The organism is Alistipes shahii WAL 8301, assembly GCF_025145845.1.
GTDB lineage: Bacteria > Bacteroidota > Bacteroidia > Bacteroidales > Rikenellaceae > Alistipes > Alistipes shahii.
Map to the genome: position 1 here is coordinate 3,298,611 of NZ_CP102253.1, position 25,139 is coordinate 3,323,749.

Consider the following 25,139-nt stretch of genomic DNA (forward strand, 5'->3'; position numbering starts at 1 on the left):
GTACAAACGCAAAATCAGCGCAAATCGTATCTGGCGATCAGCTCTTCGAACTTCGCGCGGAGTTTTCCCGATCCGGCGACCAGCGGCAGGCGCATCGTGTCGCCGATGCGTCCCATCACCGAGAGGGCGCATTTCACGCCCACGGGGTTGCCCTCCTCGAAGAGCGCGTGCACGGCTTCGTCCAGCGCGGCATAAGCCTTTTCCGCCGCGTCGAAGTCGCCCGCCTTGGCATGGTTCACGCACTCCATGAACCGCTGCGGGAAGGCGTTCGCCGCCACGGAGATCACGCCGTCGCCTCCGCGGCGCATCAGCTCGATGGCCATGCCGTCGTCGCCCGACAGCACGAGGAATCCCTCGGGACGGTTGTCCAGGATGCGCTGCATCTGCCCGATGTCGCCCGACGCCTCCTTGATGCCGATGACGTTGCGGAAGTCGGCGGCGCAGCGGAGCGTGGTCTCGGCGGTCATGTTGACGCCCGAGCGGCCCGGGATGTTGTAGAGGATCACCGGCAGGGGCGAATGCTCCGAGACGGTGCGGAAATGCTGATAGAGACCCTCCTGCGAAGGTTTGTTGTAATAGGGCGTCACGCTCAAAATGGCGTCGGCGCCCCGCAGGTCGAATTCGCGCAGCTGGTCCAGCACCTCCGAGGTGGAGTTGCCGCCGCAGCCCATCACCAGCGGCACGCGGCCTGCGATCTGGTTGGTGATGAACATGGCGATCACGGCGCGTTCGGGCATGTAGAGCGTGGGGGTCTCGGCCGTGGTGCCGAGTGCGACGATGTAGTCCACGCCGCCGTCGATCACGTAGTCGATCATGCGGGCCAGCGCCTTGTAGTCGACGCGGCCGTCTGCCGTGAAAGGGGTGATCATCGCGGCGCCCACGCCGGAAAGTTTGTGTCGTAGCATAATGTCTCTGATTGTCGTTTTATCTGTTGTCGTTTTGCGTCAGTCCTCAAAGCAGGCGTCTTGCGCCTGTCAGAATAATTCCTGTTGTGCGGCCTTTTCCACCGGGCCTCCGCCTTCGATCATGGCGATGAACTCCTCCTCGGAGATGATCCTTACGCCCAGCTTCTCGGCCTTCTTCAGCTTCGCCGGGCCCATCTTGTCGCCCGCCACGAGGTAGTCGACGCTGCCCGACACCGCCGCGAGGTTCCGGCCTCCGTGCAGTTCGATCAGCTCCTTCATTTCGTCGCGGCTCCGCGTGAACTTGCCCGAGACCACGAAACTCCGGCCCGCCAGCGCCTCCGACGCCAGGCGGCGCGCCTCGGCTTCGAATTGCAGCCCCGCGGCGCGCAGGCGGCGGATGATCCGCAGGTTGTCCTCCTCGGCGAAGTATTCGATGATGGCGTCGGCGATGCGTCCGCCCACCTCGTCGGCCTCGACCAGCTCCTCGCGCGTGGCCCGCATCACGGCGTCCAGCGAGCGGAAATGCTCGGCGAGGTATTTGGCCGTGGTCTCGCCCACGAAGCGGATTCCCAGCCCGAACAGCACGCGCTGGAAGGGAACCGCCTTCGAGCGTTCCACCGAGCGGATGATGTTGTCGGCCGACTTCTCGCCCAGCCGGGGCAGGGGGGCCAGTTGTTCGGCCCGCAGGTCGTAGAGGTCCGCCACGTCGCGCACGAGTCCGTTTTCGTAGAGCAGTTCGACGGTCTCCTCGCCCAGCCCCTCGATGTCGAGGGCCTTGCGGCGGATGAAGTGGATGATGCGCCCGATGATCTGGGGCCGGCATCCGCTCTGGTTGGGGCAGTAGTGCTTGGCCTCGCCTTCGTAGCGCACCAGCGGCGTCCCGCATTCGGGGCATACGGTGATGTACTCGAACGGACGGCTGTCGGCCGGGCGCTGCGCGAGGTCCACGCCGATGATCTTCGGGATGATCTCGCCGCCCTTCTCGACGTAGACCGTGTCGCCCGGGCGGATGTCCAGCTGGGCCATCTGCTCGGCGTTGTGCAGCGTCGCGCGCCGCACGGTGGTTCCGGCCAGCAGCACCGGTTCGAGGTTGGCGACGGGCGTGATAGCCCCGGTGCGTCCTACCTGGAACGACACGCTGTCGAGCCGCGTGGCGGCCCGTTCGGCCTTGAACTTGTAGGCCACGGCCCACTTGGGGGCCTTGGCTGTGAATCCCAGCTGGCGCCGGACGGCGAAGTCGTTGACCTTGATCACCACGCCGTCCGTCGGGAAGGGCAGGCGGCGCCGTGCGGTGTCCCAGTGTTCGATAAATGCGTCGATCTCGGCGACGCTGCGGCAGATGCGCGCCGCGTCCGAGACCTTGAACCCCCACTGGCGGGCCTTTTCGAGGCTCTCCCAATGGCTCGTGAAGGGCAGCTCGTCGCCCGCCAGCTGGTAGAGCGTGCAGTCCAGTCCGCGCCGGGCCACCACGGCCGACGACTGCTGCTTGAGCGTCCCGGCGGCGGCGTTGCGGGGGTTGGCGAAGAGCTGCTCGCCGTTGGCCTCGCGCTCGGCGTTGAGGCGGTCGAACGAGGCGTAGGGCATCAGGATCTCGCCGCGGATTTCGAAGAGGTCGGGCCAGTCCGTGCCCCGCAGGCGCAGGGGCACCGTGCGCACGGTGCGGACATTGGCCGTCACGTCGTCGCCCTCGACGCCGTCGCCGCGGGTCACGGCGCGCACGAGCCGTCCGTGCTCGTAGGTGAGCGAGATGGCCGTGCCGTCGAATTTCAGTTCGCAGACGTAGTCCGTGGCCCCGGCTTCGCGCTCGATGCGGCCGATGAACTCGTGCAGTTCGTCCAGCGAGTAGGTGTTGCCCAGCGACAGCATCGCGTAGCGGTGCTTCACGGTCCGGAACTCGGCCGTCAGGTCGCTTCCCACGCGCACCGAAGGCGAGTTGGGGTCGGCGTATTCGGGGTGTGCGCGCTCCAGATCCTGAAGTTCGCGCATCATTGCGTCGAACTCGAAATCCGAAATCTCGGGGGCGTTTTCGACGTAATATTTGAAGTTATGCAGTTCGAGCTGCCGGCGCAGCTCCTCGATCCGTTCGCGTACCATAATCCTTAAATAACGTGTGTAAAGTTACATATTTTGTCCTTAACAACGGGTGAATTTGGTGTAAAATCAAAAAAAATGCAAAAAAAAATTGCAGATGTGGTGCGATATTCAAATTTTGCTTATAATTGCAAAAAATTTCGAGACACTACCATGACTAAACCGAATATCGTGAAGAAACATATTGCGACGAGTTTTCATAACCTCAGCCCCGAGTTGCAGGAGGCTGTGAAGGCGAAATACCCGCTGGGATTCACCGATGCGATGATCCGTGTCGACAAGCCCAACGGCGATTTTTTCTATGCCGTTCCCTATGATACGGACGAGATAGCCTACATGGTGAAGATCGACGTGAAGGTCGACGACAATTCGCACGACGACGACGACAAGGACTACTACGACGACGAGATCAAGGGGGCCGACGACATTCAGGGCGACGACGACAGCTCGGACGCTTCGGACGCCTCCGACGACGACGTGAACATCTGACGCCGCCTATGGTCCGCGCCCTTCCCGTCCTGCTCCTACTGCTCTCGGCGGCCTGCGGCCTTGCCGAGGACGAGCGCGACGAGAAGAACAGATACATCTACCTGACATTTTACGACAAGGCCTTCGAGGCCTACTGCCTGGGCGAATTCGACGTCGATGGCGACGGCCGCATCTCGCGCTACGAGGCGCAGCGTGTCCGCACGGTGGAGTGTCCGGAACGGGGTGTCGCGTCGCTCTCCGACCTGAAGGAGTTCACGCGTCTGGAACGGCTCGACTGCCGGGGCAACGCGCTCACGCGGCTGGACGTCACGATGACGCGCCTCGAATGGCTCGACTGCTCGGACAACGGCCTTGTGTCGCTCGACGTGAACGGCCTGCGCGGCCTCGCATACCTCGATTGCGGCGGCAACTCGCTGCCGCGCCTCGATTTGCAGTCGAACGCCTCGCTCGCAACGCTTCTTTGTCCGGACAATGCCCTCGCGGGGTCGCTGGACGTGACCTCCTGCGCCTCGGGGCTGCGTGCCGACGTGCGCGGCAACCCTTCCCTTGCCACGGTCTACTGCCTCGCCTCGCAAAGCGTCGACTTCAACGGACCGACGGAACTCGTCCGCAAGTGATTTCCGGCATGCAACGGCCCGGCGGGCCGTTGCGGGGATTTCGATTCCGGGCGGAACGGCCCCGCTTCCGAGTGCGTTATTTCCCCATTTACGACAAAAAACCGTCCGAAAAGGACGGTTTTTCTTCATAATTTGTTGAAAAGTCCGTCGCGCGGCTTGGGCGTTTCGGATAATAATTCGTACCTTTGGATGCAAAAAATGTCTTTTGCAAACATAAAACAGAACCGGATACAATGAAAAAAGTTGACGTTATCCTCGGCCTGCAATGGGGTGACGAGGGCAAAGGGAAGGTTGTGGACGTGCTGACGCCTCGTTACGAGGTGGTGGCCCGCTTCCAGGGCGGTCCCAATGCCGGTCACACGTTGGAATTCAACGGCGAGAAATACGTGCTCCGCTCGATTCCTTCGGGCATTTTCCAGGGCGGCAAGACCAACATCATCGGCAACGGCGTGGTGATCGACGCGGTGCTTTTCCGCGAGGAGGCCGAAGCGTTGGCTGCCAGCGGCCATGACCTGACCAAACAGCTCTGCATTTCGAAGAAGGCCCACCTGATTCTGCCCACGCACCGCATGCTCGACGCCGCGTACGAGGCGGCCAAGGGCAGCGCCAAGATCGGCACGACGGGCAAGGGCATCGGTCCCACCTATACCGACAAGGTAAGCCGCAACGGCATGCGCGTAGGGGATCTGTTGAGTCCCGATTTCGAAAGCATCTACGCTGCGGCCAAGGCGCGCCACGAGAAGATCCTGAAGAGTCTCGACTATCAATACGACATTGCCGAGCTGGAGAAGCAGTGGTTCGAGGCGGTCAAATACCTCCGCCGCTTCCACATCATCGACAGCGAATATTTCGTCAACGACTGCCTCTCGCAGGACAAGTCCGTTCTGGCCGAAGGCGCGCAGGGAACGCTTCTGGACGTGGACTTCGGCTCCTATCCGTTCGTCACCTCGTCGAACACCGTCTGCGCGGGCGTCTGCACCGGGCTGGGCGTCGCCCCGAACCGCATCGGCGAGGTCTTCGGCATTTTCAAGGCTTATTGCACGCGCGTGGGCAGCGGACCGTTCCCCACGGAGCTGTTCGACGAGACGGGCGAGCGGCTGTGCGACATCGGCCACGAGTTCGGCGCCGTCACGGGCCGCCGCCGCCGCTGCGGATGGCTCGATATGGTGGCCCTGAAATATTCGATCATGGTCAACGGCGTGACGCAGCTGATTATGATGAAATCCGACGTGATGAACGATTTCGACACGATCCGCGTGGCCACGGCCTACGAGATCGGCGGCCGCACCACCTCGGAGTTCCCCTATGAAATCACCGGCGACCTCCGTCCGGTCTACACCGAGTTCGAGGGCTGGAAATGCGACCTGCGCCGGTACGGCAGCTACGAGGAGTTCCCCGAGGCGTTCAAACGCTACGTGGAGTTCATCGAGCGGCAGACGGGCGTCCCCGTGAAGATCATCTCCGTAGGCCCCGACCGCGGCGAAACGATCGTCCGATAAGCAACCGCGCATCCCGGCTGCCCAGTGGCAGGTTAGGGATGCGTTTTTGTGTGATTTCCGCCCGTCCGCGTTTCGGCCGAAATCCCGGTTGACGACCCGGTCGCGTCGCGACAACTGCGGCGACAGGCGGGGGCAGTCGCTTGCGGATTGCCGAGCCGCCCAAGCAGAAACGGGGCGTGTTTTACGCCGTAAGTCCCTCCCGCGGGAGGGCTTGGGGCGGGGCAGATTCGCGAACGCGACGGAACGCCGCGACAACAGCGGTGAAAGAAGGAAAAGGATTCAATATATAACCATTACTTACTTATATGCAACAACAAAACCTCAAAATTCTTGTTTTGGCCAAGCAGGTTCCCGATACCCGCAACGTAGGCAAGGACGCGATGACTCCCGAAGGGACGGTCAACCGCGCGGCGCTTCCGGCCATCTTCAATCCCGAGGACCTCAATGCGCTCGAAGCCGCCCTGCGGCTCAAGGACCGTGTGGCGGGTTCCACGGTTCATATCCTTACGATGGGTCCGCAGCGCGCCGCCGACATCATCCGCGACGCGATGTTCCGCGGGGCCGACGGCGGCTACCTGCTTTCGGGCCGCGAGTTCGCCGGCTCGGACACGCTGGCCACCTCCTACGCCCTTTCGTGCGCGCTGAAGAAGATCGCCCCCGACGTGATTTTCGCAGGCCGTCAGGCCATCGACGGCGACACGGCGCAGGTGGGTCCGCAGGTCGCCGAGAAGCTCGGTCTTCCGCAGGTGACCTATGCCGAGGAGATTCTTGAAGTCCGTGAGGGCGCGCTGGTCATCAAGCGCCGCCTGGAGCACGGCACGGAGGTCGTCGAGTGCCCGATTCCGGCCGTTGTGACGGTCAACGCCTCGGCCGCCGAGTGCCGCCCGCGCAACGCCAAGCGCGTGATGAAGTACAAGGGCGCGCTGGCCGGTTCGGAGATCGCCGCCGCGCCCGAATCGCCCGCCGCGCAGCGCGCCGCCGCGAAGGAGTACCTCCGCATCGTGGAGTGGGCCGCCGCCGATGTCGATCCCGATCCCGCGCAGCTCGGCCTCCAGGGTTCGCCCACGAAGGTCAAGAGGATCGAGAACGTGGTTTTCGCCGCCAAGGAGGCCAAGAAACTCACTGCCGCCGACAACGACATCAATGAACTTATGGTTGAACTCATCGCGAGCCACACGCTCGGTTAATGCGTTTTTTTGAGATGAACAATATATTCGTATATATCGAGATGGAGGGCGGCAAGGTCGCCGACGTGAGTCTCGAACTGCTGACCAAAGGCCGCGAACTGGCCACGACGCTCGGCGTGAAACTCGAAGCCGTCGTCCTGGGCCACAACCTCGCCGGCATCGAAAAGGAACTGGCCAAATACGGCGCCGATACGGTCTGGGTTGCCGATGATCCGTTATTTTCTCCGTTCCGCACGCTGCCCCACACGGCGGTCCTGTGCGGTCTGATCGGGCAGGAGAAGCCCCAGATCGCGCTGTTCGGCGCCACGCCCGTGGGCCGCGACTTCGCACCCCGCGTATCGTCGGCCCTGCACAGCGGTCTTACGGCCGACTGCACGCAGCTCGAAATCGGCGACCACAAGGACGCCAAGACGGGTACGGAGTATAAGAACCTCCTCTATCAGATCCGCCCGGCGTTCGGCGGCAACATCATCGCCACGATCGTCAACCCCGACCACCGTCCGCAGATGGCCACCGTCCGCGAGGGCGTCATGCGCAAGGAGTACGCCGCACAGCCCGGCGCGGGCGAGGTGAAGGCGATCGACTGGAAGAAGATGGTCACGGACGCGGACCTCGCGGTGAAGATCATCGACCGTCAGATCGAGGAGCGCAAGATCGACATCAAGGGTGCGGGCATCATCGTCGCCGGCGGCTACGGCATGGGTTCCAAAGAGAACTTCAGGCTGGTGCACGAACTGGCCGACGTTCTGGGAGGCGAAGTGGGCGCCAGCCGCGCCGCCGTCGATGCGGGCTTCACGGAGCATGCGCGTCAGGTGGGCCAGACGGGCGTCACGGTGCGTCCGAAGCTCTACATCGCCTGCGGCATCTCGGGTCAGATCCAGCACACGGCCGGCATGGACCAGTCGTCGATGGTCATCTCGATCAACTCGGACCCCGAAGCCCCGATCAACAAGATCGCCGACTACGCCATCACGGGCGATGTCAATGAGATTATCCCCAAGATGATCAAGTACTACAAACAAAACTCGAAATAGCGATGCGCAGGCTTCTGACGGTAATCTGTACGCTTCTCCTCTCTGCGTCCGTTTCCGGACAGCAGATCAAGAGCCGGCCTGTCGGGTTCGACGACTTCCGCTCCCTGCTGGAAGCTGCTGGTTACGAGGCGTTCGGTTTTGACCTGTCGGAATTGCTCGAAGGACCGGGCCGCTATGACATGACGGTATATATCAAGGAGTACGAATCGGGCGTGGAGATTCGTTCCCGGGAGTTTCCCTGCGGGCCGAACAAACTGCTCGTAAGCGATTTCCCCGAGAAGGTGCGCGGCGAAATCCTGCCCGGCGAGATGGCCGATCCGCAGGCGGGCATTTACATGCTGGCCAAAAAACTGACGATTGGATTCTATCCTTCGGGGACGGATTCGACGGCGATGCTGAATTTCAGTATCCCGGAGATGCGGGAGGCCAGTCAGCGGCTCAAACTCCGCAGCGTGACTTCGTCGAGCGGTTATACGCTTACCAAGTACTGCACCCGTCCGTTCGGGATCGACTCGTTCGAGGCCGGAAAGTTCATTCCGCTGGTCTTTTACGGTTCGATGTGGTTCAATGCGGAGCACAATCTGTTCCGTTTCTGCGGCGAGAACGAGATCGCGCCCGACCTGTCGGGCGAAATTGTCGGCAACATTCCCCACTTCTATGTCATAGGTATTGAATTTACCCCAAAACAGGAGCCTACGAATCTTAAAAACAACTAATTATGGCTAATTTCTTTTCAGATAACAAGGATTTGCAGTTCCACCTCCAGCATCCGTTGATGCGCAAGATCGTGGAGCTGAAGGAGCGCGGTTTCGCGGAGAAGGACCTCTACGACTATGCGCCGCAGGATTTCGACGACGCGATGGACAACTACCGCCGCGTGCTGGAGATCGCCGGCGAGGTCTGCGGCGAGGTGATCGCCCCCAACGCCGAGGGTGTGGACCACGAGGGTCCGCGCGTGGTCGACGACCATGTGGAGTACGCTTCGGGTACGGTCGAGAACATGAAGGCGGTGGTTGACGCGGGGTTGAGCGGCATGACGCTTCCGCGCAAGTACGACGGACTGAACTTCCCGCTCATCTGCTTCGTGATGGCCAACGAGATGGTGGCCCGCGCCGATGCCAGTTTCGAGAACATCTGGGGGTTGCAGGACTGCGCCGAAACGTTGAACGAGTTCGCTTCGGAGGAGATCAAGCAGAAATACCTGCCGTGGGTCTCGGCGGGCGCGACGTGCGCCATGGACCTCACGGAGCCGGACGCCGGTTCGGACCTCGGAGCCGTGATGCTCAAGGCCACCTGGTCGGAGGAGCGGCAGACGTGGCTGCTGAACGGCGTGAAACGCTTCATCACCAACGGCGACGGCGAGGTTTCGCTCGTGCTGGCGCGTACCGAAGAGGGTACGACCGACGCCCGCGGCCTCTCGATGCTGGTCTACGACAAGCGCGACGGCGGCGTGAAGGTGCGCCGCATCGAGAATAAGCTCGGCATCAAGGGATCGCCGACGTGCGAGCTGGTCTTCACGAACGCCCCGGCGCAGCTGGTCGGCGACCGGAAGATGGGCCTGATCAAGTATGTGATGTCGCTGATGAACGCCGCACGCCTGGGCATCGGCGCACAGTCGGTGGGTCTCTGCGAGGCCGCTTACCGCGAGGGGCTGAAATACGCCCACGAGCGCGAGCAGTTCGGCAAGCCGATCATCCAGTTCGCCGCCGTTTCGGAGATGCTCTCGAACATGAAGGCCAAGGTGCAGGGCGTGCGCGCGCTGCTGTACGAAACGGCGCGTTTCGTCGAGGTCTACAAGCAGTACGGCCATATCTCCCACGAGCGTTCGCTCGAAGCGGAGGAGCGTCAGGAGATGAAGTTCTACAACCGCCTTGCCGACGGTTTCACGCCGCTGGTGAAGCTCTTCTCGTCGGAGTACGCCAACCAGCTGGCCTACGACGCCATCCAGATCCACGGCGGATCGGGTTTTATGAAGGACTATCCCTGCGAGCGGTTGTACCGCGACGCACGCATTATGAACATCTACGAGGGAACCTCGCAGTTGCAGGTCGTTGCGGCGATCAACGCCGTGACGAAGGGCACGTTCCTGGAGCAGATCGGGCGCTATGCCGCCGAAAGCTACACGGAGGCGATGTGCCCCGTGGTGACGAAGCTCAAGGAGCTGACCGTCAAGTTCTCGGAGATGCAGGCCCGTGTCGAGGCCGGCGACAAGGAGGTCTGCGGATTCAAGGATTTCCATGCCCGCCGCCTGGTGGAGACCGCCGGACACATCATCATCACCTACCTGCTGGCCCGTCAGGCCGGTGAGGCGGAGGAGTATGCCGCTTCGGCGCGCGTGTTCTGCAAGCTTGCAGAGGCGAAGATCGCGGAGGCCTATACCTACGTGATGAACTCCACGACGGAGGACGTCGCGCTGTTCAAGGCTGTCGAAAACGAGGTTTAAACACACCGGACCGGATACGATGCGGAGGACCCTGAACAATCCTCCGCATCGTTTTTCATGCCGGGGCGCAGCCTTGCTGTGCGGGGCCTCGCAGTCCGCTCCGGTATCCGGGTCCGATTGTCGGATCAATGTATGAAAGCGAGATTATTGGCATTGTATCTGCCTCAATTTCCCCCATCCCGGAGAACGACTTGTGGTGGGGAAAGGGTTTTACCGAATGGACGAACGTGGGTAAGGCCCGGCGGTATTTCAGAAATCACTATCAGCCCCGAGTTCCGGCCGATCTGGGGTATTACGACCTGCGGGTCGCCGAGACGCGCCAGGCGCAGGCGGATATGGCCCGCGAATACGGCGTCGAGGGCTTCGTCTACTGGCATTACTGGTTCGGCAACGGCAAACGGTTGCTGGAACGTCCCTTCAACGAGGTGCTGGCCAGCGGCGAACCCGATTTTCCGTTCGCGCTGGCCTGGGCCAATGAGAGCTGGCGGGGCTTCGCCCACGGGATCACGAACCGGAACATGCTGATCGAACAGCTCTACGGAGGCGTCGAAGACTATACGGCGCATTTCCGGGCCGTGCTGCCCGCTTTCCGGGACCATCGTTACATTACGGTGGACGGCAAGCCGCTGTTTATGATCTACAAACCGCTGGCGGACCCCGAGGTGAAGGTTTTCATCGCCACGTGGCGGGAGCTGGCCGAAAAGAACGGCCTGCCGGGAATCTACTTCGTCGGGCACGAGAACGCCCCGGTTCCGAACGTCGGGGCCATTTTCTCTACGGGGATCGACGCTGTCAATCCGCTGCGGCTGGTCGGGTATTTCAATGTAAGGCATTCGTTTTTCGAACGGCAGCGGGTAAAATTCGACCGCTGGCGGAAGATTCCGCTCAATTATCCCTATGAACGGATGGCCGCTTATTTTCTCAACGGGGACGAAGACACCCGGGAGAACGTGTTCCCCTCGGTCATTCCGAACTGGGACCACACGCCGCGCAGCGGGAAAGAGGGGTGGATCGTGACGGATTCCACGCCCGAGCTGTTCGGGAAACACCTCCGGGAGGCTGTGGAAATGGTCCGGGGAAAGGCTCCCGAACACCGGATCATCCTGCTGAAATCCTGGAACGAATGGGCCGAGGGAAATTATGTCGAGCCGGACCTGAAATGGGGTCGCGGGTATCTCGAAGCCATCCGGCGGGAGGTGATGGACGAGTGATTGTCCGTGATGCGTTGCCCGTTCCGCGCCCGTTCTGTGCCTGTCGCATGCTCGTTCCGCGCCTGTCGCGTGCCTGTTCCGCGCCCGTCGCGCGCCTGTCCGCCGAACGGATTGATTTCGTTGCGTGATTTTTGCTATATTAGCAGTCGTAAAACCTGAAAAACAGAGAACAATGATCAAGAAATTGCTGATGGCGGCGGCCGTCGTCGCGATGGCCGTTCCCGCCGCCGCCCAGGGATCGCGCCGCAGCGAGGTTTCGGTGTCCTACGGCGTCGCTCCCGTCACCGATTGGATCGACTCGTACAGCGACATGCTGACCGGGCTTTTCACGAATGCGAATACCGACCTCAAGGGGTGGGGCGCCGTCACCGTGGGTTACAGTTTCCGCCTGATCGGCAGCCTGCGCCTCGGCGCGCAGGTCGTCTACTCCTCGAACACGCAGGAGGTCAGGGGCGCCGGCTCGGAGATCCGGAACCGCTACTGGTCGCTGCTGCCCAACGTGAAGTGGAACTGGATGAACCTCAAGGTGGTTTCGTTCTATTCGCGCCTCGGTGCGGGAGCCTCGTTCTCCAGATCCGAGGTCGGGGGCGAGAGCGACAAATCCACGCAGTTCGCCTTCCAGGTGTCGCCCGTCGGCGTCGAAGTCGGGGGACGCGTCGCGGCCTATGCCGAGGCCGGTATCGGTACGTCGGGCTGCCTGCTGGTCGGCGTCCGCTACCGCTTCTGACACCCTGTCCGGATACGGAAAAGGGGCGCATTCCTCGCAGGATGCGCCCCTTTTCGTCGGCGGGTCTCCCCGCAGGGGAGTTCTTACGCCTTCACAGGCTCTTTCCCGGCCATCACGCAGCGCGTCGTGCCGAAGACGTTGAGGTTGAGGTGTCCGGCGATGAACGCCAGCGCCTTCTGGGCCTTCACCGAGTTGCCGGCCCCGTCGAGCGGGGGCGCGAACGCCGCAACGCCCATCACGCCCGGCACGACGCCCATGATGCCGCCGCCCACGCCCGTTTTGGCCGGAAGTCCCGTCGTGAAGAGCCAGTCGCCCGTGTGCTCGTAGAATCCCACGGTGGCCATCATCGAGGCGATCTTGGGCGTCAGCTCGGGCTTGAACACGGCCTTTCCGGTCACGGGGTTCACGCCGCTGTTGGCGATCGTCGCGGCCATCGTGGCCAGCTGCCGGGCCGTCACGCCGATCGAGCATTGGCGCGTGTAGATGTCCAGCGCCATGTCGGGATCGTCGTAGATGCGGTTGTAATTCTTCAGCAGCCACGCGATCGACTTGTTGTTGAAGTTGGTCGCCGTCTCCGATTTGTAGAGTTCGTCGATCACCGCGACGTCCGATCCCGCGAGGTCGGCGATGAACGAGACGATGGCTTTCCATTTGCCGTCGCTGTCGCCCACGGGCTTGATCATCGAGCAGGCCGAAATGGCTCCGGCGTTCACCAGTGGCGTCGAGGGGTGGTCGTTTTCGAGCAGGATGGCCATGATCGAGTTGAAGGGGAGTCCCGTGGCGTCGGCGCCGATCTTGCCGAGCACCTCCTGGCCGCCGTACTGGTTCATGGCGAGGATCGCCGTGGGGACCTTCGACACCGATTCGATGCCGAACTTGTAGTCCGTGTCGCCCACGGCCACCACGTCGCCGTCGGGAAGGCAGGCCGCGATGCCGAACAAGTTCGACGGCACATCGGCCAGATAGGGGATATAGTCGGCGTTTTTGCCGCCGGTTTCGTTTTTGCAGCGGTCGTATGCCATCTGCACGGCATCCTGAACCGCTTTTTTGTCGATCTTCTGAATCATGTTATGAAATTTGTAAAATGGTTTGTATCCTTTTTCCGCTGTGGCAGGCCGTAGTCACGGCGTTCCGCCGTGTTTGCAGGCCCGCCCCGTCCCCAAACCCCCGCCTCGGCGGGGGGGGGTAAGGAGTTCGGAGGCATTTCTTCGGCTGTTATTTGTTGCTACCGGGTTTCTGCTGTGCAGGTGCGGCTGCCTCGGGGGCTGCGACCTTGGCCTGCGCTTCCCAGTGGAAGGGAGCGAAATCGGCGGCGGCCTCGGGGTCTTTCCACGACGGCTTGCGCATGGAGTAGATGACGAACGGGGCGCCCACGACCACCACGCAGCCGATGATCAGCACCGAGAACCAGACGGTGTTGCTGCCGGTCGAAATCTGACTGGGCGGCACGAAGCTCAAGACGAAGGCCAGCAGTGCGCCGCAGAAACCGAGGCATCCGAGGAACCACATCAGGCCGTTCTTTTTGCCCAGGCGGAACGGACGGGGCGTGCCCTTCATCTTGTAGCGCAGGACGATGGCGGCCGAGAACATCAGCATGTACATGATCAGGTACAGCAGCACGGTCAGCTGCGAGAGGATCTGGTAGAACGACTGCACCGAGGGCATCACGACGAACAGCAGCGCCAGCAGCGTCACGACGCAGCCCTGGATCAGCAGGATGTTCTTCTGTACGCCGTTCTTGTTGGTCTTCTGGAAGAACGGGGGCAGGTAACCGGCCTTGCCCACGGCGAAGATACCCTTCGAGGGACCCGCCACCCACGTCAGCACGCCTGCCAGCACGCCGAACATCAAGGCGATGGCGATGATCGGGCCGGCCCACGAAATGTGGAGGTAGTGGAAGTAGTTGTCGAACCCGACTAACAGCGACTGCGTGAGGCTGATGTCCTTGGCGGGGATGATCAGGCCCAGCGAGAAGGTTCCCAGAATGAAGATCAGCACCGTGACCAGCGAACCGATGATGATGGCCTTGGGGTAGTTCCGCGACGGGTTCTTCACGTCCATGACGTGAATGCCCATCATCTCCATACCCGCGTAGAACAGGAAGATACTGCTCGCCAGCACGAGGTTGTTGAATTTCGACAGGTCGGGGAAGAAGCCCTGCGACATGTCCATGTGGTTGTGTCCGCCGGTCGAAATGTAGATGATGCCCAGCACGATCAGCAGGCCCGCGGGAATGATCGTACCGATCATGCCGCCCCATTTGCTGATTTTCCCGACCCATCCGAGACCTTTCAGGGCGATCAGCGTGGCGATCCAGTAGATGGCCAGCACCATGCAGAGCGTGAAGACCTTGTTCGAGGCCAGCAGCGCGTCGTGCGTGTCGTTCATGCCGATGAACGCGATCGACACGGCGCCGAAGGTCAGCACCGTCGGATACCAGATCGTCGATTCGATCCATTGCAGCCAGATTGCGAGGAATCCCGTGCGTGCGCCGTAGGCTTCGCCGACCCAGCGGAATACGCCGCCCTGCTTGTCGGCGAACATCGCGGCCAGTTCGGCGGCGACCATCGCCGTCGGGATCAGGAACACGATGGCTGCAAACAGGTAGTAGAATGCCGACGAAAGTCCGTAGACCGCCTCGGCGGGCAGTCCGCGCAGACTCACTACGGCAGTCACGTTCATAATTGCCAGTGTCATAACACTCAATTTGAACCCTGTGCTTGTGGTAGTTTTCTTTACATCCATAATGAATTGATTTGGTTTTTTGTCGCTGTTGGGTGTTGCAACTACCGTGCAAAACCGCCGGGAAGTCGCCTTTGCAGCCTTCGGGTGTACGATTGTTGCCGGAAATTTCTATCTTTGCGTATAAATAATCTCCATGCCCATGCAACGCATCCTGATCATCCTCCTGGCAGCCCTGTGCGTCGCCGCGTGCGGCCGCCGCCGGAGCGCTCCCTCGCAGGAGGCCGCGGTCTCCGCATCCCGTCCGCGGGTTTTTCTCCCGGCCATCGCCCCCGCGGGACTCTCTCCGGACGAACAGCGCGACTATCTCCGCCGGCACTACTGGGACCGTTTCGACTTCACCGACACGCTTTTCGTCTCCGAGGCCGACACCGTGCAGATGATCGAGGCCTTTGCGCGCTACATTGCGGTGCTTTCCGACCGTCCGGCGGATTCCGCGCCGATGGATTCGCTGATGCGCCGGGCTTCGTCGTCGAAGCCGATGCTCGACTATTTCGCGATGCTCGCCGGGACGGTGCTGCACGACCCCAACTCGCCGCTGCGCAACGACGAGTTCTACATTCCCGTGCTCCGGGCGCAGCTCGCCAGCCCTTTCTACGACGAGTACGAACGCATCGCCCCGCAGTACGACCTCGAAATGGCCATGCAGAACCGCCTGGGCCAGCCTGCCAACGATTTCCGCTACACGCTCGCCTCGGGCGCCTCGGGGACGCTCTACGGGCTGCAAGCCGAATACGTGCTGCTGTTCATCAACAATCCCGGCTGTGCGATGTGCCGTGAAATCCGCGAGGCGATCACCTCCTCGCCGATGCTTTCGGAGATGATCGAGCGGGGGCGGCTGAAGGTGCTGGCGCTCTATCCGGACGAGGACCTTACGGAGTGGCGCGACTACCGCGACCACATTCCGGCGTCGTGGATCAATGCCTATGACAAGGGGTGCGTCGTCCGCGAAAAGAGCCTGTACGACCTCCACGCCATTCCGGCCCTCTACCTGCTGGACAGCCGCAAGCGGGTGCTGGTGAAGGATTCGACCGACGTGGCGCAGATCGAAGAGATAATAGACCGCCGGGCGTAAGACGCTTGATAGACGGGATTTATGGGCGATGGGTGACCCGGCGCCTCTTGTCCTGTTCTGCGCTCCCCGGCTTAAAAAGCCGGTTTTGGGAGCGAACGGCGGTTCACACGCCTCCTGCCCGGTTCTGCGGCGCGGCTATAAGCGCAGCCTATCCCGCCATCAGAAAAGACAATCGGAAACCTATACGGATTCCGAACGGATTTGCTATCTTTGCACTACAAACAGAATACAATCACACACATTAAACAGTAGAAGATTATGGCAAAGAAATGGCGTTGTACCGTATGCGGTTACATTCACGAAGGTCCCGAGGCACCCGACCAGTGCCCGATGTGCAAGGTAGGCAAGGAGAAGTTCGTGGAACTCGTTGAGGCCGAGGGCGACCTCGATTTCGTAACGGTACACAAGATCGGCGACGGCAAGGGCGCCAGCAAGGAGCTTTGGGAAGGTCTCCAGAATCATTTCATGGGCGAGTGCACCGAGGTGGGCATGTATCTGGCTATGAGCCGTCAGGCCGACCGCGAGGGCTATCCCGAGATCGCCGAGGCTTACAAGCGTTACGCCTGGGAGGAGGCCGAGCACGCCTCGAAGTTCGCCGAGCTGATCGGCGAAGTGGTCTGGGACACCAAGACCAACCTCGAAAAGCGCATGAACGCCGAGTGCGGCGCCTGCGAGGACAAGATGCGCCTGGCCCGCATGGCGAAGGAGGAGAACCTCGACGCCGTTCACGACACCGTTCACGAGATGGCCAAGGACGAGGCCCGTCACGGCAAAGGCTTCGAAGGTCTTTACAAACGCTACTTTAAGTAGGTTTCGATTTTACGGGGCTTTTTTGCCCTGACATGTCCGGCCCGAACGGGAATACGTTTGTATTTTTCGTCCGGGCCGGATTACGTTAGGCCGAAACACGAACCGCTGAAATCGGAAACGCAGTTCGGAGCAAGTTCGAAAGGCCCGTTCTGCGAAGGTCCGTGCGGAGATGGCGGCGCAACCCTTCGCGGAAGGCCTGAAAAAGCCGGAGCAGCATGCTGCTCCGGCTTTTCATTTTTTCTGCAACTCCTCGCGGAGCTTCAGAAACAGAGAAACCTTTCCGGCGAGCCATTCGTAGCCCGTTTGCGCTGCATGGGCCACCTCGTAAACCGTTTCGGCCTGCCTGCGGATCTGTTCCACGGCGTCGCGGATCGCGAACAGGTAGACGAGGAGTGCGAGGACGGCGAAAAAGCCGCCTGCGATCAGCGCCGAGGCGATGAACGAACCCGTAACGGACGAAAGCCAGATAACCAGCGCCGTGAGCAGCAGCAGGATGGCAATGCCCGCAGTCGTTGCGAAAAACAGCAGCGCGGCTATGAAACGGCCGCCGGAAGGTTTATTCTCCATTGTTGCGTCGTGCCGGGAGGGTCATTTTTCGTCGCATTTGCAGCGGGCTTCCTCGATCTCCCTCTCGACTTTGCCGAGTTTGTCTTTCACCTTGTCGATCTCGTCGTCGATCGAATCCTTGATTTTCTGGCGCAGTTCCGGACCGGACTGGGGCGTGAAGAGCATTGTGAGGGCCGAACCGATGATCATGCCGCCCACGAGCGATACGATGGCAATTCCTGTGTTTTTCATAGTTGCTGAAAGTTTTAATTCAGCAATGGGGCTTGCAAAGTCCGGGCCAAAGCCTTACCTTTGGACGCATGATCGCCGATCGCCGCACATCCGTCGCCTTTACCGGTCACCGCACCTATCGCGGCGCGGCTGCGGACGCCCTGCGCCGGACGGTGGGGGAGTTGTACGCGCGGGGTTTCCGGACCTTTTTGAGCGGCATGGCCGTGGGTTTCGATTTGGCCGCCGCCGAGGCGGTGCTGGAACTCCGGGAGCGTATGCCCGGCGTGCGGCTTGTCGCTGCGGTTCCGTTCCGGGGGCAGGAGATGCGCTTCTCCCCGGCCGACCGTGAACGCTTCCGGCGCGTGCTGGCCGAGGCCGATTCCGTCGAAGTGCTTGCGCCGGCCTACCACCGGGGCTGCTATGCCGTGCGCAACGATTTTCTGGTGGACAACGCCCGTGTCCTGGTGGCGTGGTACGACGGTTCGCCCGGCGGCACCCGCTACACCGTCCGCCGCGCCCTCGGCCGGAGGCTGGAGGTCGTCAACCTCTGTCCGGCGGCTCCCGTGCCGCCCGCCCCCGAACCGACGCTCTTCGGATAAAAAAGCGGCCCGGAGGCCTTGCGTGGTCGGCAGATTGTGACAAGCTGTTACATTGAGTTTTACTCTTGAATAATCGCTCTGTTTTTCAACCCGAAGCCAGCGGAGTGGCTAAACATGTATGTTGCAGCCCTCCGCAGCCGGGGGCTTGCCTTCGGCTTCCTCCTTGCACCTCGGTAAAATCAGCGAGCTGTTTTACCCTCGGTCGCTGCGTCGGTTCGGGCTGCCGGACTTGCATTGCAAGAAAAAATAACAAACCCTCTGTCGGATTATTCTGAATATCTGTTGATTACGATCTTTTAGCCACTCATGGCCCGGAGGCTGCCCTTCTCTGTCGTGCGAATCATTTTTATTCTGCCGTTCCTGCCGTCTCCTCCGGCTGCGTCAGCTCAATGCCTCGGAGCAGTTCTTCGACGCGTCGGAGGGTACTCGTCTTGCCGTATTCCTTCGAGGGGTAGCTGATGCCGACGGTGATGAGCGACTGCCCCTGTTTGAGGTCGTAGGCCGTGAATACGAATCCCGGATATTCGGTCCGGCGGCCTTCGCTGTACAGCATGTCGGTGCCGTTCGATACGAGGGGGCGCGAGGCCTTGATGATCCCGCCGTCGTAGTAGGCCGAATCGCGGCTCGCGCAGTAGTCCGAGAGGTCGGCGATGCTCTTCGCCTCGGGATCGAAGACATCTTGCAGGGCGTCGATGTTGAATTCCCATTCGCCGTCGAGGACGTACATCGTGTAGCGGGCGTAGGTTGAGTCGGTTTCGGGTTCAATGCTCTCTTCGAGGGCGGAGTATCCGGCCGGAATCCGGATTCGCAGCCCGAGGTCCGTGCAATCATAGGTCTGTTCGGTGTCGAGCAGCGGCAGCTCGCCGCCTTCGTCCACCAGCTGCGTGGAGAGCACCGTGAGGTATCCGATGAGCAGGGCGGTGCAGACGGCTGTTGCGAGCATGCGCCAAAAGGCGGCGTATTCGCCGGCTCCATGCTTGATTTTCAGCCAGACGTATAATCCCATGATTGCCTGCCAGACACCCCAGAGGATGGCTCCCGTGGCGATGACGTAACGGCCTCCGGCTTCGGTGAGATAGTAGGAGATGAAACTGAAAGCCAGTCCGCCGATGCACCACAGCAGTCCGACGAGGATGTTCTTTTTCGCTTCGGCGAGCGATGCCGCCGGCTGTCCGGCGGATTCGGAGACCGTGGATGCCGGCTCCGCAGGTGTTTCGGGCATCGGCTCGAACACCGGTTTTTCGGTCTTTTCCATGATGAATTGGGTTATTCTGGGATGCAAATATACGAAATCCCCCCCCCGAGCAAATATTTTGCGAAAAAAATCCCCGCCCGCGATGGGCGGGGATCAGAGTATGGGATTGCGACCGGATTATTTCCAGTTCAGGATCTTGTGGAAGTCGTACTCCTCGGGATTGGGAACGTAAGCCTTGGCGGCTTCGTAGTCGGCCGGGGTGATGGCGTTGAGAATGGTCTCCACCACCGACGTGAACTTGTCCGACTTGATGTCCACCAGACGGGGCGGAATCTTGCCCGTCGTGGGGTCCTGCAAGTCCTTGAGGTAGAGCGGCGAGACGTTGCCCTCCGAATCCACGTAAACCATGCAGCCCGTCTTGCCCTCGGCGAAGAGCTTGTGCACGCCGATACCCAGCTCCGAGCAGTAGGTCAGGTCGTAGGCGATCGGGGTCTGGCAGCGGATTTCGTAGCCCAGCTCCACCGGACGGCTCTTGACCTTGAGACCCAGCTCCTTGAGCTTCATCTCGATCATCTCGTTGAAGATGTGGGCCTTCGACACCTTGCCCAGCTCGGGATGTCCGTGCTCGTCGTAGGTGAAGTGGATGCCGCTCTTGCGGATCTCCTCGTCCGACAGCGCGTGGAACACACCTTCGGAAATCACCGCTGCGCCGTAGTCCATGCCCATGATCTTACGCTTGATGATCGACGAAATCACCAGGTTGACGATCTTCTCGACGGTGATTTCCGTCTTGTCGAACATCTCGGGAATGACGATCATCGGGTAGTGGCAGGCCTCGCCGATGCCGAATGCCAGGTGGCCGGCCGAACGGCCCATGGCAGCCAGCACGAACCAGTTGCCGCTCGTGCGTGCGTCGACGTAGACGGCGCGGGCGATGACTGCGCCCTTGTCCTTGGCCGACTCGTAGCCGAACGTCGGCGTGCCCTTCGGAAGCGGCAGGTCGTTGTCGATGGTCTTCGGCACGTGGATGTTGGCGATGGGGTATTTCTTGGCCTCGAGGAACTTGGCGATACGGTTGGCGGTCGAAGCCGTGTCGTCGCCGCCGACGGTCACCAGCAGTTTGATGTTGTTGTCGGTGAAGAACTTGAGGTTGAAGTTGTTCTCGAAATCCGAGTCCTTGGGTTTGAAACGGCTCATCTGCAGGAACGAACCTCCCTGGTTGAAGATGCCGTCGGCCATCGGGTAGTCGATGTCTACGGTGCGGGGCGAGGGGTTGAACAGGCCCGTGTAACCTTCGTGCAGGCCGATGACGCGATAGCCCTGGCGCAGGAACGTTTTGGCGACACTGCCCACTACGGTATTCATGCCGGGAGCCGGTCCGCCGCCGGTCAGAATTGCGATTGCTTCTTTCATGGTTTTGATAGGGTTTTTATGTTTTGAGAACCTTTTTTTCGGTTTCGGACGCCCAAAAGTACTGCTTTTTTTTCAAACGGGCAAGAAAAAAGGAGGCCTCCGGTTCGAGGGGACCTCCTTTTTTGCTCTCTGTAATTATAGTTTGCGCGATTACTCAACTACAGTTACGTTAATAGCCTGTTCTCCCTTGGCACCGGAGCCAACTTCGAACTCGACTGCCTGACCTTCGTTGAGCGACTTGAAGCCGTCCTTTGCGATGCCCGAGAAGTGTACGAAAATCTCTTTTCCGTTCTCCGCCGTAATGAATCCGTAGCCTTTCTTGCCATCGAACCATTTTACCTTACCTGTCATAAAAATAGAGAATTAAAGTGTTAATGTGTTCGGCAAAGTAAAATAAAAAACATTGGCTTTCAAAACTTTTTGGCATGTTTTTTCGTCTTGTGCGGAAAATTCTTATCTTTGCATTGAGAATGTTAAACCTCATGGCGTTATGAACAGAAATCTGAAACTCGCGCTGGCAGCCCTTCTGGGCTTCTCCGCAGCCTGTACGTCGGTGAAAAACGCTCCCAAGGAGGACACCGCGAAGACGCAGGGCGCCGATACGACGGCCGTAAAGGGATACCCCGAATTTCCCCGCCGCGTGGTGGTCATGTACGGCGTGCGGACGCCCCGGCAGGACAGCGTCCGCAACGAGCGGCTCAAACGCCTGGAACGCGAACGTCCCGATTCGCTGCCTCCCGTGGCCGAACGTCCGCAGGAGGAGGACCCTTCCGTCGGCAGAAAATAAGCCATGTCACGCCGCCGGCTGGGGCTTCGCAAACGACTGGCCCTCAATATTTTTTCCGAACTCTATGCTTCGACGGTGCGCGAACACCGTCTCGATACGCTATTCTGGGAGTGCACGCTGCGCTGCAACCTCTCGTGCCGCCATTGCGGCAGCGACTGTCGGGTGGACCCCGGCGTGGCGGACATGCCGCTGGCTGATTTTCTGAAGGTGCTCGACGAGGAGGTGACGCCCCACGTCGATCCGGCCGACGTGCTGGTCATCTTCTCGGGCGGCGAAGTGCTCGTCCGCGCGGACCTGGAGGAGGCGGGCGCCGAGGTCACGCGCCGCGGCTACCCGTGGGGCATGGTGACCAACGGCATGGCCCTGACCCCGGAACGTTTCGGCCGTCTGCTCGACGCGGGGCTGAAATCGGTTTCGGTGAGCCTCGACGGTTTCGAGCGCGAACACAACTATATCCGCGGGAATCCCCGCAGTTACGACCGCGCGCTGGAGGCCGTGCGGATGATCGTGCGCGAACCCTCGCTGTCGTACGACGTGGTCACCTGCGTCACGGGGGCGATGGTCCCGCAGCTGGAGGCCTTCCGCGACATGCTCCTTTCGGAGGGGGTGCGCCACTGGCGGCTCTTCTCGATTTTCCCGATGGGGCGTGCCAAGAACGACCCGACGCTGCGGATGACCGACGCCCAGTTCCGGGAGATGCTGGAGTTCATCCGCCGCACGCGGCAGGAGGGCCGGATCGAGGTCAGCTATGCCTGCGAAGGCTTCCTGGGCGGTTACGAGGCCGAGGTCCGCGACCATTTCTACCAATGCGCCGCGGGTGTTTCGGTGGCTTCGATCCGTGTCGACGGGGCCATTTCGGGGTGCACGTCGATCCGCGCCAACTACCATCAGGGAAACATCTACCGGGATCGTTTCTGGGACGTGTGGCAGAACCGCTTCGAGCCGTTCCGCGACCGCGAATGGGCGCGCAGGGGCGAATGCGCCGATTGCTCGATGTTCCGCTACTGCCAGGGCGGCGGCATGCACCTGCGGGGCGACGACGGCGAATTGCTCTACTGCCACTACCGCCGGCTGTGACCGTTCAGAGATGGTTCAGATAGCCCCGCCGGACCAGGTCTTCGTCGTTTTCGCACGGATAGGCCTGCCCGTCGGCCATTACGTACAGCCGGTCGGCAATGCCGGTCACGTGGCGGTACATGTGGTCGGTGAGCAAAATCCCTTTCGTGGCCTTTTCCTGCCGGATGAGTGTTTGGAGCGTTGCAACGTGCAGGGGTGCAATCTGCGAGAACGGCTCGTCGAGCAGGATGAACCGGGCCGGGCTGCGCAGGATGATGAAACATTCCAGAATCCGCTGTTCCCCGCCCGACAGCTCCCCGATGCGGGTTCCGCGCAGGGAAATGAACTCCGGAAACCACCGTTCCAGGTCTTCCCTTTGCAGCCCGAAATCGCCGAGCGCGCGTTCCAGCCGCAACCATCCGGGAATGAACGGATGCTGCGGAAGGTAGCGAATCTCCTTTTCGGTAAACCGTCTGTGCCATTTCCCGTCGATGCGCATCGAGCAGAATCCCGCTTTCAGCGACCCCGACAGAATCTTCATCAGACAGCTTTTTCCGCATCCGTTGCGCCCGAGCACAGCCGTCACGCCGCCTGTTTCGACGAGCAGGTAAACACCCGAGAGAATGCGCCGTTCGCCGAACGCCAGCTCTGCGGAGTCGATTTCGAGAATATGTTTTTCAGCGGGCGGCATGCAGCAGGGCGGCGGAATAGTTCAGCAAAAGACAGCATAACCCGAAATCCACCGCGCAGCTTACGCCCAGCAGTGTTCGGCGGCGGATGCCGAGGTTGCGGTAATAGTAGAATTCATCGGAATAGCGCGGGATGATCCACACGTAGAGGAAAAGCGGGTAAATCAAAGCCTTTCCCAACAGCAGGGCCGGGACGATCGGCGTTCCGTGGACCTTGGCGACCCATGCCAGGGCGAGGCTCGCCGCTCCGCAGAAGAGGAGCATCGTCGAGCGGTAGAAGCGGAGTATGAGCAGCAGTTTGGCGGTCATTGTCTGTAAACATGAAAAAACGGGCGGCCGCAAAACCGGATTGCATCCGGGGCGGTTGCGCCTCCTGGCCCGTGAAAGCGTTGTTGCGGTATCAATATACGAAAAAATCGGTCTCTTGTTCCGGAAGCCGGGATTTTCCTCCGCCTCCGCCTCCTCCGCCGCCGGGGCGGACCGGGCGCTGCGAGGCGGCCGCGATCGTCCGCTGCGGGGCTTTTGAGTCCGGTCCGTTATTTTTGAAGAATGTTTTTTCGGAAATAATTTTGTCTTTTCGGATTTTAAACTTATCTTTGTGCGCTCTTAAAACGATAAGGGCACTTGTTCGGGGTGTAGCGCAGTCCGGTTAGCGCGCCAGCTTCGGGAGTTGGAGGTCGCTGGTTCGAATCCAGTCTCCCCGACAAATCGGCAGACTGCTCGATAGGGTGGTCTGCTTTTTTATTGAAATTCCGGCGGAAGCCGCGGCGTTCGGAGTGTAGCGCAGTCCGGTAGCGTATCTGGTTTGGGACCAGAGGGTCGCAGGTTCGAATCCTGTCACTCCGACAGACGATGTATGAAATGAGGCAACCCCTCCGGTCCTGCGACCGGAGGGGTTGCTTTGTTTTGTTCCTGTCTTTGCCGGATCGGCGGGCTTTCGGCTGGCGGCGCGGTTTCTGCGTATGACGCGGATGATGCGCTCCCTGCCGACGGCGCGGTTTCCGTTGCGTCCGGCGACGGACCCGTGCCGTCGGCGGCCGACCGAGCCGCCCACGGCAAGTTCGCGGCCGTGTTTTTCGACGCGGCTTTTCCTCACGGGCGAAACGGCCGCGGCGACGGGCGGCATCAGTCGGCCTGCGCGATTTTACAGGATCTCTTCGTAACGGTTGAGATTGTCGAGTATGTGGCCGAAATCCTCCCCCGGACCGGGCATGTAGACCGCGAATCCGAGTCTCTGCGCGGCGTCGACGTTCTTCTGTCCGTCGTCGATGAAAAGCGTCTCTTCGGGGCGCATGCCGCCTGCGGCGATCATCTTGCGGAAAATCGCCTCCGAGGGCTTCAGCTCGTGCAGTTCGTAGGAGAGGAAAACGGCATCGAAATAGTCGTCCATCGTCTTGCCGTCGGCCGTGAACATCCGTCGGATGTATTTCATCGACGCGGGGTTGTTGTTCGAGAGCACGCAGGTCCGGATTCCGCGCTCGCGCAGGGCGTCTATCTGGCGGAGTTTCGCGACCGGGATGCGCACGAGAAATTGGCCGTAGGCCCAGGCGATCTGCGCGTCGGTTACCTCGGGCGTGCCCGACAGGCGGCGCATTTCGTCGCAGGCTTCGTGGAACGAAATGACGCCGTGTTCCAGCCGTCCGATCATCTCGGCGGGGTAGTAGGGGTTGATCAGATCGGCCACGGCATCCATTCCGAGGCTCCGGAAGGCTCCGGTGCAGCGGTCTATGTCCAGATCGACCAGCACGCCTCCGAGGTCGAAGACGACGGTTTTGATTGTGTTCATAATTTAT

26 protein-coding genes and 2 tRNA genes are annotated in these 25,139 nt (G+C 60.9%); 16 read left to right on the plus strand and 12 right to left on the minus strand.

Translation table 11 applies throughout. The features are described 5' to 3' along the window. Window positions 1-14 precede the first annotated feature (14 nt). A complete protein-coding gene (gene dapA / locus NQ492_RS13845) occupies window positions 15-905 on the minus strand; it encodes a 4-hydroxy-tetrahydrodipicolinate synthase (protein ID WP_022062291.1) in 891 nt (296 codons plus the stop codon). A gap of 69 nt (window positions 906-974) precedes the next feature. Then, the gene (gene ligA, locus NQ492_RS13850; RefSeq protein WP_015545932.1) at window positions 975-2,999 is read right to left on the minus strand and encodes an NAD-dependent DNA ligase LigA; all 2,025 of its coding nucleotides are present in this window, start codon (window positions 2,997-2,999) and stop codon (window positions 975-977) included. Between the two features lie 150 nt (window positions 3,000-3,149). Here ligA and NQ492_RS13855 point away from each other — a divergent pair, with 150 nt between their 5' ends. The 9 genes from NQ492_RS13855 (at window position 3,150) to NQ492_RS13895 (ending at window position 12,203) form a co-directional block, all read left to right on the plus strand. Then, window positions 3,150-3,485 carry a hypothetical protein gene (locus NQ492_RS13855; RefSeq protein ID WP_022062293.1) on the plus strand — a complete coding sequence of 112 codons (336 nt, stop codon included), beginning with the start codon at window positions 3,150-3,152 and terminating at the stop codon, window positions 3,483-3,485. A gap of 8 nt (window positions 3,486-3,493) precedes the next feature. Next, the gene (locus NQ492_RS13860; protein ID WP_015545933.1) at window positions 3,494-4,102 is read left to right on the plus strand and encodes a leucine-rich repeat domain-containing protein; all 609 of its coding nucleotides are present in this window, start codon (window positions 3,494-3,496) and stop codon (window positions 4,100-4,102) included. A 233-nt stretch (window positions 4,103-4,335) separates the two neighbouring features. Continuing rightward, window positions 4,336-5,601: an adenylosuccinate synthase gene (locus NQ492_RS13865; RefSeq protein WP_015545934.1), complete on the plus strand. Its 1,266-nt coding sequence runs from the start codon at window positions 4,336-4,338 to the stop codon at window positions 5,599-5,601. Between the two features lie 305 nt (window positions 5,602-5,906). Further along, the gene (locus tag NQ492_RS13870; RefSeq protein ID WP_022062296.1) at window positions 5,907-6,788 is read left to right on the plus strand and encodes an electron transfer flavoprotein subunit beta/FixA family protein; all 882 of its coding nucleotides are present in this window, start codon (window positions 5,907-5,909) and stop codon (window positions 6,786-6,788) included. A gap of 14 nt (window positions 6,789-6,802) precedes the next feature. Then, the gene (locus NQ492_RS13875) at window positions 6,803-7,822 is read left to right on the plus strand and encodes an electron transfer flavoprotein subunit alpha/FixB family protein (RefSeq protein ID WP_044054661.1); all 1,020 of its coding nucleotides are present in this window, start codon (window positions 6,803-6,805) and stop codon (window positions 7,820-7,822) included. Between the two features lie 2 nt (window positions 7,823-7,824). After that, window positions 7,825-8,538 (plus strand): DUF5041 domain-containing protein, encoded by a 714-nt coding sequence (locus tag NQ492_RS13880; RefSeq protein ID WP_015545936.1) that lies wholly within the window; start codon window positions 7,825-7,827, stop codon window positions 8,536-8,538. Between the two features lie 2 nt (window positions 8,539-8,540). Beyond that, window positions 8,541-10,265, plus strand: coding sequence for an acyl-CoA dehydrogenase family protein (locus tag NQ492_RS13885; protein ID WP_022062298.1), 1,725 nt, complete (start codon window positions 8,541-8,543; stop codon window positions 10,263-10,265). 227 nt (window positions 10,266-10,492) lie between these two features. Beyond that, entirely contained in the window at window positions 10,493-11,476 is a 984-nt protein-coding gene (locus NQ492_RS13890) for a glycosyltransferase WbsX family protein (RefSeq protein ID WP_326929403.1), read from the plus strand. Between the two features lie 172 nt (window positions 11,477-11,648). Next, window positions 11,649-12,203 (plus strand): outer membrane beta-barrel protein, encoded by a 555-nt coding sequence (locus NQ492_RS13895; RefSeq protein ID WP_015545938.1) that lies wholly within the window; start codon window positions 11,649-11,651, stop codon window positions 12,201-12,203. Between the two features lie 83 nt (window positions 12,204-12,286). Here the strand turns inward: NQ492_RS13895 and glsA are convergent, their stop codons facing one another. Together glsA and gadC are read right to left on the minus strand one after the other, a co-directional pair. Then, complete coding sequence (gene glsA, locus NQ492_RS13900; RefSeq protein ID WP_015545939.1) at window positions 12,287-13,270, minus strand: glutaminase A; 984 nt, start codon at window positions 13,268-13,270, stop codon at window positions 12,287-12,289. 148 nt (window positions 13,271-13,418) lie between these two features. Continuing rightward, the gene (gene gadC / locus NQ492_RS13905) at window positions 13,419-14,948 is read right to left on the minus strand and encodes a putative glutamine/gamma-aminobutyrate antiporter GadC (RefSeq protein ID WP_050794745.1); all 1,530 of its coding nucleotides are present in this window, start codon (window positions 14,946-14,948) and stop codon (window positions 13,419-13,421) included. Between the two features lie 139 nt (window positions 14,949-15,087). Here gadC and NQ492_RS13910 point away from each other — a divergent pair, with 139 nt between their 5' ends. Together NQ492_RS13910 and NQ492_RS13915 are read left to right on the plus strand one after the other, a co-directional pair. Continuing rightward, window positions 15,088-16,020 (plus strand): DUF5106 domain-containing protein, encoded by a 933-nt coding sequence (locus tag NQ492_RS13910; protein WP_044054663.1) that lies wholly within the window; start codon window positions 15,088-15,090, stop codon window positions 16,018-16,020. Window positions 16,021-16,278: 258 nt separating this feature from the next. Beyond that, window positions 16,279-16,830 (plus strand): NADH peroxidase, encoded by a 552-nt coding sequence (locus NQ492_RS13915; RefSeq protein WP_044053933.1) that lies wholly within the window; start codon window positions 16,279-16,281, stop codon window positions 16,828-16,830. A gap of 231 nt (window positions 16,831-17,061) precedes the next feature. On the opposite strand, the gene NQ492_RS13920 is transcribed toward NQ492_RS13915, so the two are convergent. Further along, window positions 17,062-17,397: a DUF1469 domain-containing protein gene (locus tag NQ492_RS13920; protein ID WP_015545943.1), complete on the minus strand. Its 336-nt coding sequence runs from the start codon at window positions 17,395-17,397 to the stop codon at window positions 17,062-17,064. Between the two features lie 21 nt (window positions 17,398-17,418). After that, entirely contained in the window at window positions 17,419-17,628 is a 210-nt protein-coding gene (locus tag NQ492_RS13925; protein WP_015545944.1) for a YtxH domain-containing protein, read from the minus strand. Between the two features lie 68 nt (window positions 17,629-17,696). Here NQ492_RS13925 and NQ492_RS13930 point away from each other — a divergent pair, with 68 nt between their 5' ends. Beyond that, window positions 17,697-18,206: an SLOG family protein gene (locus tag NQ492_RS13930; RefSeq protein WP_015545945.1), complete on the plus strand. Its 510-nt coding sequence runs from the start codon at window positions 17,697-17,699 to the stop codon at window positions 18,204-18,206. Between the two features lie 346 nt (window positions 18,207-18,552). On the opposite strand, the gene NQ492_RS13935 is transcribed toward NQ492_RS13930, so the two are convergent. The 3 genes from NQ492_RS13935 to NQ492_RS13945 form a co-directional block, all read right to left on the minus strand. Then, entirely contained in the window at window positions 18,553-19,461 is a 909-nt protein-coding gene (locus NQ492_RS13935) for a hypothetical protein (RefSeq protein ID WP_015545946.1), read from the minus strand. A gap of 117 nt (window positions 19,462-19,578) precedes the next feature. Beyond that, window positions 19,579-20,814, minus strand: a complete 1,236-nt coding sequence (locus NQ492_RS13940; RefSeq protein ID WP_015545947.1) for a 6-phosphofructokinase — start codon at window positions 20,812-20,814, stop codon at window positions 19,579-19,581. Between the two features lie 150 nt (window positions 20,815-20,964). Continuing rightward, window positions 20,965-21,165: a cold-shock protein gene (locus NQ492_RS13945; protein ID WP_015545948.1), complete on the minus strand. Its 201-nt coding sequence runs from the start codon at window positions 21,163-21,165 to the stop codon at window positions 20,965-20,967. 139 nt (window positions 21,166-21,304) lie between these two features. Between NQ492_RS13945 and NQ492_RS13950 the strand changes: the two genes are divergently transcribed. Beyond that, complete coding sequence (locus tag NQ492_RS13950) at window positions 21,305-21,601, plus strand: hypothetical protein (RefSeq protein WP_015545949.1); 297 nt, start codon at window positions 21,305-21,307, stop codon at window positions 21,599-21,601. Between the two features lie 3 nt (window positions 21,602-21,604). Beyond that, window positions 21,605-22,678 (plus strand): TIGR04133 family radical SAM/SPASM protein, encoded by a 1,074-nt coding sequence (locus NQ492_RS13955; RefSeq protein WP_015545950.1) that lies wholly within the window; start codon window positions 21,605-21,607, stop codon window positions 22,676-22,678. A 4-nt stretch (window positions 22,679-22,682) separates the two neighbouring features. Here NQ492_RS13955 and NQ492_RS13960 read toward each other — a convergent pair whose 3' ends face one another. Both NQ492_RS13960 and NQ492_RS13965 read right to left on the minus strand, forming a co-directional pair. Further along, window positions 22,683-23,348 carry an ATP-binding cassette domain-containing protein gene (locus NQ492_RS13960; protein WP_015545951.1) on the minus strand — a complete coding sequence of 222 codons (666 nt, stop codon included), beginning with the start codon at window positions 23,346-23,348 and terminating at the stop codon, window positions 22,683-22,685. Beyond that, window positions 23,335-23,655, minus strand: a complete 321-nt coding sequence (locus NQ492_RS13965; RefSeq protein ID WP_015545952.1) for a hypothetical protein — start codon at window positions 23,653-23,655, stop codon at window positions 23,335-23,337. Before NQ492_RS13965 ends, NQ492_RS13960 begins: the two co-directional genes overlap by 14 nt. Window positions 23,656-23,975: 320 nt before the next feature. Between NQ492_RS13965 and NQ492_RS13970 the strand changes: the two genes are divergently transcribed. Next, a tRNA-Pro gene (locus NQ492_RS13970) sits at window positions 23,976-24,050 on the plus strand. A 68-nt stretch (window positions 24,051-24,118) separates the two neighbouring features. Next, window positions 24,119-24,192, plus strand: a tRNA-Pro gene (locus tag NQ492_RS13975). Between the two features lie 298 nt (window positions 24,193-24,490). On the opposite strand, the gene NQ492_RS13980 is transcribed toward NQ492_RS13975, so the two are convergent. After that, window positions 24,491-25,132, minus strand: coding sequence for an HAD family hydrolase (locus NQ492_RS13980; protein ID WP_015545953.1), 642 nt, complete (start codon window positions 25,130-25,132; stop codon window positions 24,491-24,493). Window positions 25,133-25,139 lie beyond the last annotated feature (7 nt).

Excerpts from the sequence above, each read along its gene's own strand:
- dapA (WP_022062291.1), bottom strand. The coding sequence starts at position 905 with ATGCTACGACACAAACTTTCCGGCGTGGGCGCCGCGATGATCACCCCT.
- ligA (WP_015545932.1), bottom strand. The coding sequence starts at position 2,999 with ATGGTACGCGAACGGATCGAGGAGCTGCGCCGGCAGCTCGAACTGCAT.
- NQ492_RS13855 (WP_022062293.1), top strand. The coding sequence starts at position 3,150 with ATGACTAAACCGAATATCGTGAAGAAACATATTGCGACGAGTTTTCAT.
- NQ492_RS13860 (WP_015545933.1), top strand. The coding sequence starts at position 3,494 with ATGGTCCGCGCCCTTCCCGTCCTGCTCCTACTGCTCTCGGCGGCCTGC.
- NQ492_RS13865 (WP_015545934.1), top strand. The coding sequence starts at position 4,336 with ATGAAAAAAGTTGACGTTATCCTCGGCCTGCAATGGGGTGACGAGGGC.
- NQ492_RS13870 (WP_022062296.1), top strand. The coding sequence starts at position 5,907 with ATGCAACAACAAAACCTCAAAATTCTTGTTTTGGCCAAGCAGGTTCCC.
- NQ492_RS13875 (WP_044054661.1), top strand. The coding sequence starts at position 6,803 with ATGAACAATATATTCGTATATATCGAGATGGAGGGCGGCAAGGTCGCC.
- NQ492_RS13880 (WP_015545936.1), top strand. The coding sequence starts at position 7,825 with ATGCGCAGGCTTCTGACGGTAATCTGTACGCTTCTCCTCTCTGCGTCC.
- NQ492_RS13885 (WP_022062298.1), top strand. The coding sequence starts at position 8,541 with ATGGCTAATTTCTTTTCAGATAACAAGGATTTGCAGTTCCACCTCCAG.
- NQ492_RS13895 (WP_015545938.1), top strand. The coding sequence starts at position 11,649 with ATGATCAAGAAATTGCTGATGGCGGCGGCCGTCGTCGCGATGGCCGTT.
- glsA (WP_015545939.1), bottom strand. The coding sequence starts at position 13,270 with ATGATTCAGAAGATCGACAAAAAAGCGGTTCAGGATGCCGTGCAGATG.
- gadC (WP_050794745.1), bottom strand. The coding sequence starts at position 14,948 with ATGGATGTAAAGAAAACTACCACAAGCACAGGGTTCAAATTGAGTGTT.
- NQ492_RS13910 (WP_044054663.1), top strand. The coding sequence starts at position 15,088 with ATGCAACGCATCCTGATCATCCTCCTGGCAGCCCTGTGCGTCGCCGCG.
- NQ492_RS13915 (WP_044053933.1), top strand. The coding sequence starts at position 16,279 with ATGGCAAAGAAATGGCGTTGTACCGTATGCGGTTACATTCACGAAGGT.
- NQ492_RS13920 (WP_015545943.1), bottom strand. The coding sequence starts at position 17,397 with ATGGAGAATAAACCTTCCGGCGGCCGTTTCATAGCCGCGCTGCTGTTT.
- NQ492_RS13925 (WP_015545944.1), bottom strand. The coding sequence starts at position 17,628 with ATGAAAAACACAGGAATTGCCATCGTATCGCTCGTGGGCGGCATGATC.
- NQ492_RS13930 (WP_015545945.1), top strand. The coding sequence starts at position 17,697 with ATGATCGCCGATCGCCGCACATCCGTCGCCTTTACCGGTCACCGCACC.
- NQ492_RS13935 (WP_015545946.1), bottom strand. The coding sequence starts at position 19,461 with ATGGAAAAGACCGAAAAACCGGTGTTCGAGCCGATGCCCGAAACACCT.
- NQ492_RS13940 (WP_015545947.1), bottom strand. The coding sequence starts at position 20,814 with ATGAAAGAAGCAATCGCAATTCTGACCGGCGGCGGACCGGCTCCCGGC.
- NQ492_RS13945 (WP_015545948.1), bottom strand. The coding sequence starts at position 21,165 with ATGACAGGTAAGGTAAAATGGTTCGATGGCAAGAAAGGCTACGGATTC.
- NQ492_RS13950 (WP_015545949.1), top strand. The coding sequence starts at position 21,305 with ATGAACAGAAATCTGAAACTCGCGCTGGCAGCCCTTCTGGGCTTCTCC.
- NQ492_RS13955 (WP_015545950.1), top strand. The coding sequence starts at position 21,605 with ATGTCACGCCGCCGGCTGGGGCTTCGCAAACGACTGGCCCTCAATATT.
- NQ492_RS13960 (WP_015545951.1), bottom strand. The coding sequence starts at position 23,348 with ATGCCGCCCGCTGAAAAACATATTCTCGAAATCGACTCCGCAGAGCTG.
- NQ492_RS13965 (WP_015545952.1), bottom strand. The coding sequence starts at position 23,655 with ATGACCGCCAAACTGCTGCTCATACTCCGCTTCTACCGCTCGACGATG.
- NQ492_RS13980 (WP_015545953.1), bottom strand. The coding sequence starts at position 25,132 with ATGAACACAATCAAAACCGTCGTCTTCGACCTCGGAGGCGTGCTGGTC.